The organism is Cryobacterium mannosilyticum, assembly GCF_004402705.1.
GTDB classification, from domain to species: domain Bacteria; phylum Actinomycetota; class Actinomycetes; order Actinomycetales; family Microbacteriaceae; genus Cryobacterium; species Cryobacterium mannosilyticum.
This window is the reverse complement of record NZ_SOFM01000016.1, coordinates 46919-63690: the sequence shown is the minus strand read 5'-3', so window position 1 is coordinate 63690 and position 16772 is coordinate 46919. Positions and strand designations below refer to the sequence as shown.

Here is a 16772-nt window from a genome sequence, read left to right as displayed (position 1 = left end):
TTCCGATGGCGCGACAGGTTCCGATCGGCGCGCGGCTGCGCGCGGCGCGGCTGGGCAAAGGCCTTACCCTCGAGGCCGTCGCCACCAGCGCCGGGATCACCCAGGGATTCGTCAGCAGGCTGGAGCGCGACCAGGTCTCGCCGTCCGTTGCCACCCTGGTCGCCATCTGCGACGCCGTCGGCCTGCGGGTCGGTGAGCTGTTCGAGGCGCCCCCGACCCAGATCGTGCGCGCAGGGCACGGCTCGCCGATCAATTTCGGCGGGAGGGGCGCCACCGAGAGCCTGCTGACGCCCGGCAACCAAAGCCAGGTCGAGGTCATCCGCTCGGTCATCGACCCCGGCGGCTCGGCCGGCCTGGACCTCTACGTGCTGGACACCGAGATCGAGTTCGCCTATGTTCTGCGCGGCACCCTGGTCATCGTCATCGGTGAGGAGACGTTCTCCCTCGAGGCCGGCGACGCGATGACCTTCCGTGGCCGTGACCCGCACACCTGGCGCAACGCATCGGCCGCCGAGGAATGCGAAGTGCTCTGGATGCTGGCACCTGCCCCGTAAGCCGCCGAGTCGGAGACGGGTAGGGTCAGCTCTCCGGGGCGATCGGGTCCGGGTCGGCCGCGTTTTCCGCGCCCGCCGTCGGCCCGCCGTGGTCCTTGCCCTGCCGCGCGACATACGCGCGCTTGAGTTCCGCCCAGCGCGGCAATGACACCTGATTGACCGGCGACGGTTGCGTCGCGTCGGTTGCGGACGGGTCAGCCACTGTTGCTCTCAGCCCCGATCCTTGTCCCGGTCACTGCTGGTCGCACCCTGCCGAGAGACGAACTCCCGCTTCAGTGCGGCCCATCGAAGCGCCGAAACGTACTGGATCGTTGAATTATTCGTGGAATCGGCCAATGGGTCTCTCAGTCTCAAACGTGAAGTGAACGGCACGCCGCTGAGCCTTGTTCAATGAACGAACGATCGAGATTGTCACGGTTTGGCATCGGACTGCACGAGAGATGTCCCACCGACCCACCACCATCAGTGGACGGGATCGCAACCCCTATGATAGCTCCGCTGCGGCCGTGCACGGGTATCGACCAGCCGCGCCCACTAGAGTCGTCCGGATGCACACGCCGCCTCGCCCCACCGGTCTCACCGATGCAACCACCGATTCGACCACCCCTGCGCTCACCGGTTTCGTGCGCGTGCGCGGCGCGCGGGAGAACAACCTGCGGAACGTCGACGTCGACGTGCCGCGCGACGCGATCGTCGCGTTCACCGGGGTCTCCGGATCCGGCAAGTCCTCCCTGGCGTTCGGCACGATCTTCGCCGAAGCCCAGCGACGGTTCCTCGAGTCGGTCGCCCCGTACGCCCGCCGGCTGATCCAACAGGGACACAGTCCACGCGTCGACGAGATCACCGGGCTCCCGCCCGCGGTCGCGCTGCAGCAGCGGCGCGGAACCCCCAGCTCACGGTCGTCGGTCGGCACGCTCACCACGCTTTCCAATTCGCTCCGGATGCTGTATTCCCGCGCGGGCACGTATCCCGCCGGCGCCGTTCGCCTCGAGTCCGACTCCTTCTCACCGAACACCGCAGCGGGGGCCTGCCCGCAGTGCCACGGGCTTGGCATCGCACACACCGTCACGGCCGGCTCCCTGGTGCCCGACCCGACCCTGAGCATCCGCGACGGCGCGATCGCGGCCTGGCCGGGAGCCTGGCAGGGCAAGAATCTGCGCGACATCCTGATCGTGCTCGGCTACGACGTCGACACGGCCTGGCGTGACCTGCCGGCCGACGCCCGGGAGTGGATCCTGTTCACCGAGGAACAGCCCGTTGTCGAGGTCGTCCCGCAGCGGGACCGGATCGCCAGGCCGTACCAGGGCCGGTTCTGGAGCGCGCGCAGCTACGTGATGCACACGCTGGCCGACTCGAAGAGCCAGAGCCAGCGCGAACGGGCGCTGCGATTCGTGGAGTCGGGGCCGTGCCCGCTCTGCGGCGGCACCGGGCTCACTCCGGCGGCCCTCGCCGTCACCTTCGCCGGCCGGTCGATCGCCGAGCTGGCCGCTCTGCCGCTGACCGGTCTCGCCGAGGTCATCCGGCCCACGGCGGCGCTCACCGAGGCCGGCGCGGCCCGGCCGGATGCGGCATCCGGCGAGGTCACCGAGGTCGCCGTCACCCTGACCCGCGACCTGCTCTCCCGGATCGAGGTGCTGCTCGAGCTCGGCCTCGGTTACCTGAGCCTGGCCAGGGCCACCCCGACCCTCTCACCCGGCGAGATGCAGCGCCTGCGCATCGCCACCCAGCTCCGTTCCGGGCTGTTCGGCGTGATCTACGTGCTCGACGAGCCTTCGGCCGGGTTGCACCCCGCCGACGCCGAGCCGCTCCTCGTCGTGCTCCAGCAGCTCAAGGAGTCCGGCAACTCCGTCTTCGTCGTGGAGCACAATATGGCCGTCGTGCGCAACGCCGACTGGGTCGTCGATGTCGGACCGCGGGCCGGCACCGAGGGCGGCGCCGTGCTCTACAGCGGGCCCATTGCCGGCCTGGCCGACGTGCCGGCGTCGGTCACCCGTCGTTTCCTCTTCCCCGGGACCGACGGCGAGGCCGGACTCGAGACCGACACCGAGAACGACACCGAGACCGACACCGAGACGGGCTCGGCGACCCCGACCCCGGCCCCGACCGGACCGAGCCGCCGGGTGCCCGCGGAGTGGCTGGGCCTGCACGGCATCAGCCGGCACAACCTCCGCGCCCTCGACGCCGGCTTCCCGCTGGGCGTGCTCACCGCGGTCACGGGGGTGTCCGGTTCGGGCAAGTCCACCCTGGTCAGCCAGGTGCTCGCCGACGCCGTGCGGCACGAGCTGCACCCCGGCGCCATCGACGACGACTCTGATACCGCCGCGGCCGACGACGACGCCCCGGGTTCCCCTGGCACGGCCTCCGCCGCGACCACCGTCGACCGGATCACCGGCCTGGCCGCCGTCGACCGCCTCGTGCGCGTCGACCAGAAGCCGATCGGCCGCACCCCGCGCTCGAACCTGGCCACCTACACCGGGCTCTTCGACGCGGTGCGCTCGGCATTCGCCGCGACCGATGAGGCCCGCGCACGCGGTTACGGCGCCGGCCGCTTCTCCTTCAACGTGGCCGGCGGCCGCTGCGAGACCTGCCTCGGCGAGGGCTCGGTGGCCGTGGAGCTGCTCTTCCTGCCCGGCAGCTACGCGCCCTGCCCGGCCTGCGGCGGCTCCCGCTACAATCCCGAGACGCTGGAGATCGACTACAACGGCCGCACCATCGCCGAGGTGCTCGACCTCACCGTCGACGCCGCCGCCGAGTTCCTCGCGGACGTCCCGGCCGCCGCGCGCAGCCTCGGCACCCTCCGCGAGGTCGGCCTCGGCTACCTGCGGCTCGGCCAGCCTGCCACCGAGCTCTCGGGCGGTGAGGCGCAGCGGATCAAGCTCGCCACCGAGCTGCAGCGCGCCCGCCGCGGCCACACCCTCTACCTCCTCGATGAGCCGACCACCGGCCTGCACCCCGCCGACGTGCAACTGCTCCTGACCCAGCTGAACCGGCTCGTCGACGCCGGCAACACGGTGATCGTGGTCGAGCACGACCTCGACGTGGTCGCCGCGGCAGACTGGGTGATCGACCTCGGGCCGGCCGGCGGCGACGCGGGCGGTCGCATCCTCGTCTCCGGGCCGCCCGAGACCGTGGCCGGGCACGCGGAGAGCCGCACCGCCCCCTACCTGGCCCGGCGCCTGGCCGACGGCGGCGCGCTCTAACCGGCCGGGCGCGAGCCCCCCGGCCCACGCACGATCGGAGAAACCTCGGACACGCCGGGCCGCGCGCCCGAACAACGCGGCGTGTCCGAGAAACTCCACCCCGGCCGGCGGCGACGACGGATGCCGGGGGCACGCCCTGCGCCCGGGTGACCTAGATTTGTCAGCACACCTCATGGCGCGAAGGAGCCTCAATGACCGGTTGGCGTATTCGGGACTTCCATGCCGATGATCTCGACGGCATCCTGCAGCTCTGGCAGGAGATCACGGCGGCCAAGACGGAGCCGGTGTACGGGCTCTCCGAGGTGATGGCATCCTGCCAGAAGGACCACGCCGTCGTCGCCCTGCACGGTGACGAGGTGGTCGGCGCCGCGGTCGGCCGGGCCGCTCACGCCCAGGGCTGGATCGTGTTCCTCGCCACCCGGCAGTCCTGGCAGAGCCAGGGCATCGGCACGGCCATGCTCGCGGCCCTCGAGGCGAGGATGGCGCCGCACGGGATCACGAAGCTGTCCGCCCTGATGCCGGAGACGGCCAGCCGGGTCGACGCGTTCCTCAACCGCGGCTTCGAGGTGAAGAAGCAGCTTCGCTACTTCGAGCGCCACCTCCCGGTGCAGCGCGAGGGTCTGCGCGCCCTCAGCGAGCTGGGCGGCCGCGTCCTCCCCCGCGACCTGTGGGCCGGGGTCGGGGGCATGCGCAAGGAGAAGGAACTGCTTGAGCGCCGCCTCGTCATGCCGCTCGCCAAGCCCGACATGGCCGACCGGTACGGCGTCGTGCCGCCGAAGGCCGTGGTGCTCTTCGGACCGCCCGGCACAGGGAAGACCACCTTCGCCAAGGCCATCGCCTCCCGGCTCGAGTGGCCGTTCGTCGAGGTGTTCCCGTCGAGGCTGGCCGGGGATCCCCAGGGTCTGGCCGGCGCGCTCCGGGAGACCTTCCTCAAGATCTCCGAACTGGAGCACGCGGTCGTCTTCATCGACGAGGTCGAGGAGATCGCCGCGCAGCGGGGCGGCGAACCGCCCTCGCCACTGCAGGGTGTGACCAATGAACTGCTCAAGATCATCCCGGCCTTCCGGGAACAGCCCGGCCGGCTGCTCGTCTGCGCGACCAACTTCATTCGCGCCCTCGACTCGGCGCTGCTGCGGCACGGCCGGTTCGACTACGTCATCCCGATCGGCCTGCCCGATCACGCCGCCCGCCAGGCCATCTGGGAGGGCTACATCCCGAAGCCGTTCGCAGACTCCGTCGATCTGCCCACCCTGGTCGAGGCCAGCGGCGGCTTCTCCCCGGCCGACATCGAATATGCCGCCCGGCGGGCCTCACAGCAGGCGCTCGAGCGAGCCCTGTTCGACGACAGCAGTGACACCGAGCCGACCGGCCCGGGCACAGACGACTACCTGGCGGCGATCCGGTCGACCCGCACCACCGTCTCGGCCCAGGTGGCAGCCGAGTTCCTGGAGGACATCGAGCGGCTCGCCCGGCTGTGAGCGTTGTGCGCGGCGTCAGGCCCCCGGCCGGCTCGCGGCGTCGCCCGCCTCCTGCATGAACTCGGCCAGGGTGGCCTCGATCGTCGCGTACGACCAGCGATAGGCGGCGTCGGCGTCACGTTCGGCGAGCGCGAGGGCGAGCTGGTTGTGCCGGTGCGCGGAGGGCGGCGTGTACTCGGTGATGGTGAACCGCTTCTCCTCTTCCCTGGTGCGCAGCAGGGCGGCGACCGTGCCGGCGAAGTGGCCCATCACGCTGTTGCCCGAGCCGGCCAGGATCAGCGAGTGGAAGGCGATGTCCGACTCCAGGAACCGACGGCCGTCACCGGCGAGATCGGCGGCGACCATGGCCGCGGCGGCCTCGGCGACGGCGGCGAGCTGGGCATCCGTCATCAACCGAGCGCTGAGCCGGGCGGCGACCGGCTCGATCCCGAGCCGCATCTCGAGCATCTCGCGCATCTGGGTGTAGTACTCCGGCCCCCGGCCCCGCCAGACGATGATCTGCGGATTCATCAGGTCCCAGGCCCCGCGCGGGAGCACCTGCGTTCCGACCCGCTGGCGCGGCTCGACCAGGCCGAGCGACTGCAGCACCCGCAGCGCCTCGCGCAGCACCGAGCGGGACACGGCGAACGCGGCGGCGATGTCGTCCAGGTTCAGGATGTCCCCGGGCGCGTACCGGCCGTCGACGATCTCCTGGCCGAGGGAGTTCAGCACCCGGGCGTGCAGCCCGCGTTCGCGCCAGGAGCCGGGGCCAACGCCAGTGATCATCGGTGCTTCCTTGTCTCTGCAGCTCGCGGCGCTCCCGGTTCGGCGACCGGTGTCGGCGATCGTTTGCGGCGTCCCCGCGATCGTAGCGGCGAATTGCTCCGTCGCTCTTCCCAAAACCGCGTGACGTATGCCACACTCAATTATCTGATTAATCAGATTTATTACCGCACGGTGTCTCCTCCCACTATGCCGGACTCGCAGCCGGCCGGACGACTCCCCGTGCGCCACTTATGACGATGGGGTCGCAGGGACGCGGCCTCGGAATGGACACCCAGATGTATCTTTCCCTTGCGACCGCGGCGCCCGCGCCGGTTGTGCCGATCACCCCGGCCGGAAGTGACGCCCAGCTGATCATCGCCGCGATCGTCGGCATCGCCGTCATCATCGTGTTGATCACCTGGCTCAAGGTCCACCCGTTCCTCGCCCTCGCGATCGGCGCCGTCGGCGTCGGCGCCGGCGCGGGGCTCGCACCGGGCGCCGCCGTCACCAGCTTCAGCACCGGCTTCGGCGGAACCATGGCGGGCGTCGGCATCCTCGTCGGGTTCGGCGCCATGTTCGGCAAGCTGCTCGCCGACTCCGGCGGAGCCGACCGGATCGTCGACTCCCTGGTCACCCGCTCCAGCGTTCGCACGCTGCCGTGGACGATGGCACTGATCGGCGGCCTGATTGGCCTGCCGATGTTCTTCGAGGTCGGCCTCGTGCTCCTCATCCCGGTGATCATCCTCGTCGCACGCCGCAGCGGGATGTCGCTCATCCGGATCGCCATCCCCGCCCTCGCCGGCCTGTCGGTCATGCACGGCCTCGTACCGCCGCACCCCGGCCCCCTCGTCGCCGTCACGGCCCTCGGCGCCAACCTCGGCCTCACCCTGGCGATCGGCGTGCTCGTCGCCATCCCCACGGTCATCGTCGCCGGCCCGGTCTTCAGCAAGTTCGCCAGCCGCTGGGTCTCCGTTCCGGTTCCGGCCCTCTTCATCACCACCGAGGACCTCGGCGCCGGCGAGACGCGCACCAGGCGCCCGAGCTTCCTGATCACCCTCTCCGGCATCCTCCTCCCCGTCGTGCTGATGCTGGCCAGGTCGATCGCCGACGCCACCGCCCCCGGTTCGACCGCTCCGCTCAACGCCGCACTCGACTTCCTCGGCACCCCGATGATCGCCCTGGGCCTTGCCGTCATCTACGCGATGATCGTCTTCGGCCGTGGCGGCGGCATGGACCGCGCCGCCGTCTCCAAGTCGCTCGCCGACTCGCTGCCCCCGATCGCGGGAATCCTCCTCATCGTCGGCGCCGGCGGCGGGTTCAAGCAGGTGCTGATCGACACCGGGATCGGAACCGTCATCGCCGATGCCGTCGCCGGCAGCAGCATCTCGGTGCTGCTCCTGGCCTGGTTCGTCGCCGCGCTCGTGCGTGTCGCCACCGGTTCGGCGACGGTCGCGACCGTCACCGCCGCCGGCATCCTCGCTCCCGTCGCCGCCAGCCTGGGCGGCACGGACCTTTCGCTGATGGTGCTCGCGATCGGCGCCGGTTCGCTATTCCTCTCCCACGTCAACGACGCGGGCTTCTGGCTGGTCAAGGAGTACCTCGGCACCACCGTCGGGCAGACCCTGAAGACCTGGACCATCATGGAGTGCCTCATCTCCGTGACCGGCCTGGCCGGCGTGCTCCTCCTGAACATCGTGATCTAGCGTGTTCCTGAACCAGCAGCCCGTCCTCGTCATCATGGGCATCTCCGGCTCCGGGAAGTCGACGGTGGCAGGCATCCTCGCCGGCCAGCTCGGCTGGGACCTGGAGGAGGGCGACGACCTGCACCCGCAGGAGAACATCGACAAGATGTCGGCCGGCCACGCCCTGAACGACGAGGACCGCGCCCCGTGGCTCGACACCATCTCGTCGTGGATCATCGAGCACACCATGGCGGGCGTGCCCGGGATCATCACCTGCTCCGCGCTCAAGCGCCGCTACCGCGACGTGCTGCGGGAGCACAACGTGATCTTCGTGCACCTGGCCGGGTCGAAGGACCTGATCGGCCGTCGGCTCGCCGCCCGGCACGACCACTACATGCCGACTTCGCTGCTCGACTCGCAGGTGGCGACCCTCGAGGCGCCCGACGCCGACGAGCGGGCGATCACGATCGACGCCGGGCGCGCGCCGGCCGAGGAGGCCGCCGAGATCGTGCGGCGTCTCGGGCTCACACCGCGACCGGGTTCATCGAGCCTGGGTGCCCCGGAGCCGGGGAAATCCTCGGTCGGCCGCGGCGTCCCGGTCCAGGGAGCCTGAGCACCTCGCAATCAACCGACGAACGGCCCCGTTTTCGCGGGGCCCTTCGTGCGTGGCGGCGGCTCACAGGGTTTGCGAGCACAGTTCGGCTAATCTGGTGTGGTGCCCGTCGGTGTATCCGACCGGTGGTCGTACCGCACATCAGTGCCGGACGAGCGGAGGTGAGATGAATCAGGTCGCCTCCTCCGCGGTGCCAGCCGTCTCCGCGTCACTCACGCACCATTCCCGCCTTCGCGCCGTGATCCTCGCCACGCTGATCCTGGTCGCCACGCTTCTCTGCCTCGTCGCTGTCCACTCCGACGGCGCCGGGCACACCATGGCCGGCACCACAGCGACCAGCATGGCCGCGCAGCCCCCGGCGACCGCGAACCACCTGCCGACGGCACACCCGGTGACGGATGCGCTCCCGGTCACGTCCGCGCTCCCGGTCACGTCCGCGACGCATCCGACGCGCACCGGCCCGACGATGACCCTCGCCGCGCTCGCAACCCCGCCCGCGCTCTGCTCCGAGCACAATTCCCTGGGCGGCAGCGGCACGGCGTTGAGGTCCTGCTCCGACCTGCTCGTGGTCGGCTCCAACGCCGTACTCGCACAGGAGCCGTCCGATTCCGGCCTGGTCTTTGCCTCCGTCGGCTTCGTCAACGACACCTTCCGGGCCATTCCCGCGCACCTGAACCGCCCCAGCCTCACCCTCCTGTCGATCAGTCGCGTTTAGACCGAACCCGCCCGCGCGCCACCCCGGCAGCGCGGATTCGCCGTGTCAACGGCCACCGGTTTCGCACTCTTCCCTGACGAATGGACCACGAACATGCAGCTCTTCCCGCGCACCTCGCGCATCTCCCTCCTCACCCTGGCCGCGATCGCGACCGCCCTCACCCTGACCGCCTGCTCGGGGGCGACCTCCGGTTCCGGCCCGACATCCGGCCAGAGCAGCACGGCCGACGCCTCGGCGGCGACCTTCTCCACGGCCGACATCGAGTTCGCCCAGATGATGATCCCGCACCACGAGCAGGCGGTGGAAATGAGCGAGGGGATGCTGGCCAAGCACGGCGTCGATCCCCGGGTGACCAAGCTGGCCACCACGATCAAGGCCGCCCAGGCCCCCGAGATCGTCCGGCTGAAATCCTGGCTGACGGACTGGAACGCCACTGCCGACAGCATGTCCGGGATGGACCACAGCAACGACGGCATGATGAGCGACGCCGACATGATGACCCTCGACAACGCCGACGGAGCGGACGCCGACCGGATCTTCCTCGAGCAGATGGTCATGCACCACGAGGGTGCCATCGCGATGGCGCGCACCGAACTCGACAAGGGCACGAATGCCGACGCCAGGGAGCTCGCCAGCGCCATCGTCTCCTCCCAGACCGAGGAGATCGCCGTCATGACGAGCCTCCTCGCGACGCTCTAGAGCCGAGGACACGATGAAATCCTGTCGCAGGACCAGGAAGCTGGGCTGTGCCGCCGCTGTGACGACCGGCCTCGCGATCCTCCTGGCCGGATGCGCCCCGAGCCCGGATGCCGCTCCGGCGGCCCGGTCGGCCGCAGCCGAGGGCTTCGAGCACATCCACGGACTCGGCGCGGACGCCGCAGCCGGCAAGACCTTCGTGGCCACCCACCAGGGGGTCTGGCTGATCCCGACGGACGCTCTCCCGGCCAGTTATCCGGCCAGGTCCTCGGCCGCCGACATCTCGGAGCCGATGCAGGTCGCCGGGCGCGTGCTCGACGTCATGGGCTTCACGGTCGCCGCACCCGGCCTGCTGCTGGCCTCCGGGCATCCTGATCCCGAAGCTCCGTCGGATCTCGCCGCCCCCAATCTGGGCCTGATCTCGAGCGCGGATGCCGCAGAAACCTGGACCCCGCTCTCGCTCGCAGGCAAGACGGACTTCCACGATCTCGACGCGGTGCCCCTGTCAGGCAGTGCGCTACGGGTGTACGGCTATGACTCAGGCAACGGCACCCTGGCCATCAGCGACGACTCGGGCGCGACCTGGTCAACGGGCGAAACCGTTCCGATGCGAGACCTCGCCTCAGACCCGGCGAACCCGGACCAGGTCTTCGCGACCACTGCCGACGGGCTCGTCGGCAGCGGCGACGCAGGCCGCAGCTTCAGCCTGGTCGCCGACGCCCCGACCCTGTTCCTGATCGACGTCGGCGACGCACGCACCGGCGGAGGACTCGTCGGCATCGACCCGGAAGGCGTGGTCTGGCATCAGGATTCCGCGGCCGGACCCTGGATCAGGGGCGGCCGTACCGAGGGCGCCCCCGTCGCCCTCAGCTACGTCGGCGGTAGCGCGCCGTGGATCCTCGCCGCGGACACGCGCGGCGTCGTCGCCAGCGACGACTTCGGGGCGAGCTGGACCGTTCTCGTCCCGGCAGGGGCCTGAGCCATGAACCAGGCGCTGACCACGGCCCCCGAAATTACCCCCGGGGGCATACTGACACTGACGGGCACACCGTTGGCTACGAAAGGAGACCAATCATGATGTGGGGCTATGGAGGAGGAATGGGCTGGGGCTGGGTGTTCGGCCTGCTGGCACTGGTCGGCATCGCCTTGCTGGTGGTGCTCCTGGTTCGGCTGTTCAGCGGCGGCATCGACCGCAGCGGGATCGACCGACGGGACACACCGGGACTGCAGCCGCCCGCAGCCCAGCCGCCGCTGTCGCAGGGGCGCAGCCGCGCCCGGCAGATTCTCGACGAGCGCTTCGCACAGGGCGAGCTCACCGCCGAGCAGTACCGCGAACAGGTCCAGGTTCTCGGCGAGGACGCGTAGTGAAGCCGATCAGCCGCCGGACCGCCGTCACCCTCGGCGGCCTGGGGCTGGCCGGCACCGTCATCGGCGGCGCCGGCCTGCTCTGGACCGCTCAGCCCGGCTTCACACCGTTCGGCGAGCCGGTCGCCCGATCGTCCTTCAGGGCGAAAACCGGCGAGCCGCTGCGCCAACCGACCGAGCAGAGTAGCCGTGACGGCGTGCTCGAGGTGACATTGGATGCCGCACCAGGCCGGATTCGGATCGGCGGCCGGAACGCCACGACTCTCGGCTACAACGGCGGCCTCCCCGGCCCGACCCTGCGGGTGCTGGCCGGGGACCGCCTCGCGGTGACTCTGCGCAACGGTCTCGACGACCCCACGAACCTGCACACCCACGGCCTGCACGTCTCGCCGGAGGGCAACAGCGACAACCCGTTCGTCGTGGTCGAGCCGGGCGACTCGTTCGACTACGAGTACCGGCTGCCCGCCGACCATCCGCCTGGCCTCTACTGGTACCACCCGCACCATCACACCCTTGCGGCCGCGCAGGTCTTCGGTGGGCTCTACGGTGCGATCATCGTCGAAGATCCGCAGCCGATACCGGTGAGCCGCGAACGCGTGCTAGTGATCTCCGACCTCACCCTCGACGCCGCCGGCAGCCTGGCCCGGGCCACCGTGGCCGAACGGATGCACGGCCGCGAGGGGGAGCTGGTGCTGGTGAACGGTCAGCTGAACCCGGCGGTGGACATCCGTTCGGGTGAACGCGAACGGTGGCGGATAGTGAACGCCTGTGCCTCGCGCTACCTGCGGCTGCGCCTTGACGGGCAGAAGCTGCAACTTCTCGGGCTGGACTCCGGCCGGTTCGAGAAGCCGGAGAAGGTGGAGGAGGTGCTGCTGGCGCCGGGCAATCGAGCCGATCTGCTCGTCACCGCGAGTGAGGGCACCACCACCCTGCGCGCCGTTCCCTACGACCGCGGCGACGACGGCATGATGGGCGGCATGATGGGCGGCGGCCGCGGATCGGCCGGCGCGGAGGTCACGCTCGCCACGGTCACCGTCGCGGATGCCGGCGGCGGCAGCAAGGCCGACGCACTGCCCGCACTCCCCCGCCAGGCCACCCCGAGGGACCTCCGCGGCGCCACCGTCACGGCCCGCCGCGAATTCGTCTTCGAGATGGGCATGGCCGGCATGATGGGCGGAGGGGGCATGGGGTTCACCATCAACGGCCGCGAATTCGACGGCGGACGCGTCGACACGACCGTGCAGGGCGACACCGTCGAGGAATGGACGCTGACCAACACCAGCCAAATGGACCACCCGCTGCACCTGCATGTCTGGCCGATGCAGGTGGTGGAGCGCGGCGGCCGAGCCGTGGACTCCGTGCTCTGGCAGGACGTCGTCAACGTGCCGGCCCGCAGCGCCATGCGGGTACGGATCGCCTTCACCGGGTTCGCCGGCAAGACCGTGTACCACTGCCACATTCTCGACCACGAAGACAACGGCATGATGGGCGTCATCGACGTTCGCCCGGCCGGCCAACCGCTCACCTAGACTGAGCCGAGAGAATCAGGACCATGAAACACAACGGGCTTTTCCGGCGGGCCACGCCGGAGCCGATCGAGACGGACCGTCTCGCCGACTTCTCCTACCTCGACCCCGGCGTCGTCTACCTCGACTCCGCCTGCCAGAGCCTGCGCCCGCAGCCGGTGCTCGATGCGCTGACCGAGTATTACACCAGCTACAACGCGTGCGGCGGCCGGGTGAAGTACGCCTGGGGCAGGCGCGTCGATGACGAGGTCGCCGCGGCACGCCAGGGCGTGCTCGGCCTGCTCGGCCTGTCGGGGCGGCACTACGCGGTCTCCTTCACCCTGAACACGACCTTCGGCCTCAACCTGCTGCTGCAGCAGCTGCCGCAGGGCCGGTACGCCCGGGTCGTCACCAGCCACGTCGAACACAACTCGGTCTTCCTGCCCACGATGACGGCGGCGAAACGGCTCGGCGTCCCCCGGCTCGTGCTCGACCGGGCCGCCGACGGCGCCCTTCTCTACGAACCCGCCCAACTCGAGCGCGCGATAGTGGTCGTCAACGCCGCCTCGAACATCGACGGCCGGCTCCTGACCAACCTGGCCGAGCTTGTGCGCGATGCCCACGCCAGGGGCGGCATCGTCATCCTCGACGCCGCTCAGTCGATGGCGCACGAGCGCGCCCTGCTGCAGAAGACCGACGCGGATGCGATCTGCTTCTCCGCGCACAAGATGTACAGCGCGAGCCTGGGCGTGATCGTCGCCCGGCGCGAGTTGCTCTCCTCGCTCGAGCTCTCCTTCATCGGCGGCGGCATGGTCGCGGATGTCCGTGAGGACTCCTACGACCTGCTGCCCAACGACCCGGGCGCCCTCCTCGAACCCGGGCTGCAGGCCTGGGCCGAGATCATCGCCCTCCGCCACGCGACCGACTGGCTCGGCACCGTGCGCCCCGGCGGGCGGCCCCCGGCCGAACACGTCTCGGCCCTGTCGGAGCGGCTCTTCGACTCGCTCTCCGACATCCCGGGCCTGACCATGGTCAACGCCGCGGCCAGCCCGGTGATCAGCGTCTACGCCCCGAAACAGGATTCGCACCGCCTGGCCGTCTTCCTGTCCCAGTCGGGCATCGCCGCGCGCAGCGGCTACTTCTGCGCCCACCACTACCTCAAGGAACGGCTCGGCCTGCCGCCGCTGCTGCGTTTCTCGCTCGGACTTCACTCGACCACGGCGGACGTCGACCGGGCGCACGACGCCCTCGCGCGCCTCATGAAAGGCCTCTCCTAAGTGTTCTGCATCGCCGCCTTCATCGTTCTCCTGTTCATGGCCGCCGTCTCGGCGCGCTACCGGCGCTACCTCGCGAAGGCGGCGAGCTGCACGTTCCGCCGGGTGACCTTCCGCCCCTGCGACACGACCTTCAAGCAGGACCTCAAGGACAACATGCTGGCGCCGCTCGCGGCCCGCCGCCCCGGGCTCGTCGGGCCCGCCAGCGTCGCCCTCGAGGTGGTGGCGTTCCTGGTCGTGCTCACCACGATCTGGAGCGGCTACGTCGTCGTCGAGAGCGCGGCGAACCTCTACGTCTACGGCACCTGCAACAAACAGGACTCCGCCTCCTGCAGCCTGGGCGCGGAGGCCTGCTCCATCCCCGACCAGACTCCGACCTTCGGCGATTCCATCGCCGCCTGGGACATCGTCGGTGCCTTCGGCAACGACTTCGTGCGGCTCGGCGAGACCTTCTCCGCGATCCCCTCCCGGATGCAGAACTGGGACGCCAAGGAGTATCTGCCGGCGAACGCGACCTACCTGAACGAATTCGACGCCCAGAAGCCGACGGCGCTCGAGGTCATCGACCCCGGCTGCACCTACTGTCTGCAGCTGTTCGAGAACCTCGAGGAGGCCGGTTTCGCGAACAAGCAGAATCTCAGCTACATCGCCTTCCCAATCCCCGCGCCGACTGGCTACAAGTTCCCGAACTCCCTGCTGGTCACCCAGTACCTCGAGGCCCTGCGCTTGAACCCGCTCGCCGACGCGAAGACTCCGGTCGACTGGGAGATCCTCAAGCGGATCTACACCGAGAAGGATGCCGCCGGCGTGTCGTGGCAGAGCGTGATCAACTCCGCGGATGCCGTTGAGGCAACCGCGCTGCTGCAGGACTGGGCTGCGGAATTCGGGCTGAGCCAGGCGCAGGTCGACACCGTCGCATCCGTCGCCGGCTCTGACAAGGTGGCCGGGATCATCGCCGCCAACAAGCAGACGGTCAAGGAACGCATCCACACCGTGAAGATCCCGACCATCATCTTCGACGGACGCCGGCACGACGGGCTGGTCTCGGTGGGCGACCTGGACTGACCGCGTTCGTGGCCGCGACCGCCGCCAGCACGATCGTCGCGCCGACCACCTGGCCGAAGCTGAGCGGCTGCTGCAGCAGCGCCCAGCCGCAGGCGACGGCGACGACCGGGCTGAGCAGCCCGAGGAAGGCGACGGAGGCCACCGGCAGGTTCTGGATGCCCCGGAACCACAGCGTGTAGCTGAGCGCCGTGCCGAGGACCGCGAGGTAGGCGTAGCCGGCCACGTTGCCCGGGGTGAGGGGCTCCGTCGGGAGCCCCTCGACCACGAGCAGGACCGGGACCAGGACGAGCCCTCCGGCCAGGAGTTGCCAGGACGTGCTGACCAGTGGATGCGCCGGCTGTCCCCACCGTTTGGCGAGCACCGTGCCCACGGCCATCACGGCCGCGCCGCCGAGCGCCGCGAGCACCCCGAGCAGGTCGAGCCGCGCCGTGGCCTGCAACACGAGCAGGGCGACCCCGAAGACCCCGGCAATCCCCGCCGCGACCCTCAAACCGGTGACCCGGTCACCCAGGATCCTTGCCGCGAGCACCGTCACGAGCAGCGGCTGCACGGCCCCCATCGTCGCGGCGACACCGCCGGGAAGCCGGTAGGCGGCGAGGAAGAGCAGGGCGAAGAACACGCCGATGTTCAAGGTGCCGAGCACCAGCGACTTCCACCACCAGGCGCCCCGCGGCAGCCTGCGCGTGATCAGCACGATCAGGAGGCCGGCCGGCAGCGCGCGCAGGGTGGCGGCCAGCAGAGGGCGGTCGGGCGGGAGGAACTGGGTCGTCACCAGATAGGTGGTTCCCCAGAAGATCGGGGCCACCATGGTCGTCGTCACCATCCACCATCGATTGCTAAGCACTAAGCCATAATAGCTAAGCGCTTAGGAAAAAGCTAGACTTGTCGCATGACCGACCACGTCGACCGCATCCTCGCGCAATGGGCGGCCGCGCGCCCTGATCTGGACGTGGCGGCGATGGCCGTGCTCGGTCGACTCGCCCGCGCGGCCCGGCTCGCCGACGCCCGCCTCGGCGTCACGTTCGCGGCCCATGGCCTCGACGCTGCGTCCTTCGACGTGCTCGCGACGCTGCGGCGGAACGGGGAACCGTTCCGGCTCACCCCCACCGAGATCCAGCAGAGCGCCATGGTCACCTCGAGTGCCATCGCGCAACGGCTGAACCGGCTCGAGCTGGACGGCCTCGTGCTCCGCAGTCCGAATGCGGCCGACGGGCGAGGCACCGTTGTCAGCCTCACTCCGGAGGGTCGCGCGCTGATCGACCGGGCGCTGCCCGATCACGTCGCCAACCAGGAGCGAATGCTCGCGGGCCTCACCGACGCGCAGCGCGCCGCCCTCGCGACGCTGCTCCAGGCGCTGGCCGAATCCCTGGCTGAGGCTACGGCTTCCAGACCATGAGCACGACCACGATGACCAGCAGGAGCGACGAGATCCCGGATCCCATCGCCACCCGGGAGTAACCGGCGGGCTTGGCGTCGGATGTCCCGACTGCCGAGGTGGCGGTTGCCGAGGTGGCGGTTGCCGAGGCCCCGACGACCGCGGCACCTGCCGTGAGCGCCTCCGCAGCCTGGCGCATGGCCGGCACGACGACGAACAGGTTGATCGCCAGGGCGATCGCGTAGGCGAGGATCGACAGCAGCACCCAGGTCGAGCCGAACGAGAATCCCTCCTCAGGGTCGGCAACCCCGAGGGCGCCGAAGCCGAAGAGGGCCACGACGATCGACAACAGGGTGAACAGGTTCACCGACTTCGCCAGCGAGGCCACCTGACCGGCCTCCCCCGCCCGGATCGAACGCATGGCGGTCATCGGCAGGATGGCCATCGGGCCGACGATGAAGACGGCGGCGACGATGTGCAGGGTGTTGAACAGAGTATCCATGGCT

General features: G+C 70.0%; 17 protein-coding genes. 13 read left to right on the top strand and 4 right to left on the bottom strand.

From position 1 onward, the window contains the following. Positions 1–5: 5 nt before the first annotated feature. On the top strand, positions 6–554 hold the full coding sequence (locus E3O32_RS06140) for a helix-turn-helix domain-containing protein (RefSeq protein WP_134507665.1): 549 nt from the start codon (positions 6–8) through the stop codon (positions 552–554). A gap of 25 nt (positions 555–579) precedes the next feature. Here E3O32_RS06140 and E3O32_RS17210 read toward each other — a convergent pair whose 3' ends face one another. After that, positions 580–756, bottom strand: coding sequence for a hypothetical protein (locus tag E3O32_RS17210; protein ID WP_166788721.1), 177 nt, complete (start codon positions 754–756; stop codon positions 580–582). Positions 757–1102: 346 nt separating this feature from the next. On the opposite strand from E3O32_RS17210, the gene E3O32_RS06135 reads away from it, so the two are divergent. Next, positions 1103–3754 carry an excinuclease ABC subunit UvrA gene (locus E3O32_RS06135; RefSeq protein ID WP_166790791.1) on the top strand — a complete coding sequence of 884 codons (2652 nt, stop codon included), beginning with the start codon at positions 1103–1105 and terminating at the stop codon, positions 3752–3754. Between the two features lie 191 nt (positions 3755–3945). Then, the gene (locus E3O32_RS06130) at positions 3946–5232 is read left to right on the top strand and encodes an ATP-binding protein (protein WP_134507663.1); all 1287 of its coding nucleotides are present in this window, start codon (positions 3946–3948) and stop codon (positions 5230–5232) included. Positions 5233–5247: 15 nt separating this feature from the next. On the opposite strand, the gene E3O32_RS06125 is transcribed toward E3O32_RS06130, so the two are convergent. Next, the gene (locus E3O32_RS06125; RefSeq protein ID WP_134507661.1) at positions 5248–5997 is read right to left on the bottom strand and encodes a FadR/GntR family transcriptional regulator; all 750 of its coding nucleotides are present in this window, start codon (positions 5995–5997) and stop codon (positions 5248–5250) included. Between the two features lie 275 nt (positions 5998–6272). On the opposite strand from E3O32_RS06125, the gene E3O32_RS06120 reads away from it, so the two are divergent. The 9 genes from E3O32_RS06120 (at position 6273) to E3O32_RS06080 (ending at position 14891) form a co-directional block, all read left to right on the top strand. Beyond that, the gene (locus E3O32_RS06120) at positions 6273–7679 is read left to right on the top strand and encodes a GntP family permease (protein WP_241974641.1); all 1407 of its coding nucleotides are present in this window, start codon (positions 6273–6275) and stop codon (positions 7677–7679) included. Positions 7680–7713: 34 nt separating this feature from the next. Next, the gene (locus tag E3O32_RS06115; RefSeq protein WP_134507939.1) at positions 7714–8271 is read left to right on the top strand and encodes a gluconokinase; all 558 of its coding nucleotides are present in this window, start codon (positions 7714–7716) and stop codon (positions 8269–8271) included. 166 nt (positions 8272–8437) lie between these two features. Beyond that, positions 8438–8986 (top strand): hypothetical protein, encoded by a 549-nt coding sequence (locus tag E3O32_RS06110; RefSeq protein ID WP_134507657.1) that lies wholly within the window; start codon positions 8438–8440, stop codon positions 8984–8986. Positions 8987–9028: 42 nt separating this feature from the next. Beyond that, positions 9029–9685, top strand: a complete 657-nt coding sequence (locus E3O32_RS06105; protein ID WP_241974639.1) for a DUF305 domain-containing protein — start codon at positions 9029–9031, stop codon at positions 9683–9685. Between the two features lie 58 nt (positions 9686–9743). Further along, positions 9744–10661 carry a F510_1955 family glycosylhydrolase gene (locus tag E3O32_RS06100; protein WP_134507655.1) on the top strand — a complete coding sequence of 306 codons (918 nt, stop codon included), beginning with the start codon at positions 9744–9746 and terminating at the stop codon, positions 10659–10661. A 95-nt stretch (positions 10662–10756) separates the two neighbouring features. Then, positions 10757–11047, top strand: coding sequence for an SHOCT domain-containing protein (locus E3O32_RS06095; protein WP_134507654.1), 291 nt, complete (start codon positions 10757–10759; stop codon positions 11045–11047). Then, positions 11047–12576 (top strand): multicopper oxidase family protein, encoded by a 1530-nt coding sequence (locus E3O32_RS06090; RefSeq protein WP_134507652.1) that lies wholly within the window; start codon positions 11047–11049, stop codon positions 12574–12576. Before E3O32_RS06095 ends, E3O32_RS06090 begins: the two co-directional genes overlap by 1 nt. A gap of 23 nt (positions 12577–12599) precedes the next feature. After that, the gene (locus tag E3O32_RS06085) at positions 12600–13829 is read left to right on the top strand and encodes an aminotransferase class V-fold PLP-dependent enzyme (protein WP_134507650.1); all 1230 of its coding nucleotides are present in this window, start codon (positions 12600–12602) and stop codon (positions 13827–13829) included. Further along, complete coding sequence (locus E3O32_RS06080; RefSeq protein WP_134507648.1) at positions 13830–14891, top strand: DsbA family protein; 1062 nt, start codon at positions 13830–13832, stop codon at positions 14889–14891. Here the strand turns inward: E3O32_RS06080 and E3O32_RS06075 are convergent. Then, the gene (locus tag E3O32_RS06075; protein ID WP_198417532.1) at positions 14836–15735 is read right to left on the bottom strand and encodes an EamA family transporter; all 900 of its coding nucleotides are present in this window, start codon (positions 15733–15735) and stop codon (positions 14836–14838) included. The two genes, E3O32_RS06080 and E3O32_RS06075, sit on opposite strands and share 56 nt — an antisense overlap. A gap of 45 nt (positions 15736–15780) precedes the next feature. Here E3O32_RS06075 and E3O32_RS06070 point away from each other — a divergent pair, with 45 nt between their 5' ends. Then, a complete protein-coding gene (locus E3O32_RS06070; protein ID WP_134507646.1) occupies positions 15781–16287 on the top strand; it encodes a MarR family transcriptional regulator in 507 nt (168 codons plus the stop codon). Here the strand turns inward: E3O32_RS06070 and E3O32_RS06065 are convergent. Beyond that, the gene (locus E3O32_RS06065; RefSeq protein WP_134507644.1) at positions 16268–16768 is read right to left on the bottom strand and encodes a DUF2269 family protein; all 501 of its coding nucleotides are present in this window, start codon (positions 16766–16768) and stop codon (positions 16268–16270) included. The two genes, E3O32_RS06070 and E3O32_RS06065, sit on opposite strands and share 20 nt — an antisense overlap. Between the last annotated feature and the right edge of the window lie 4 nt (positions 16769–16772).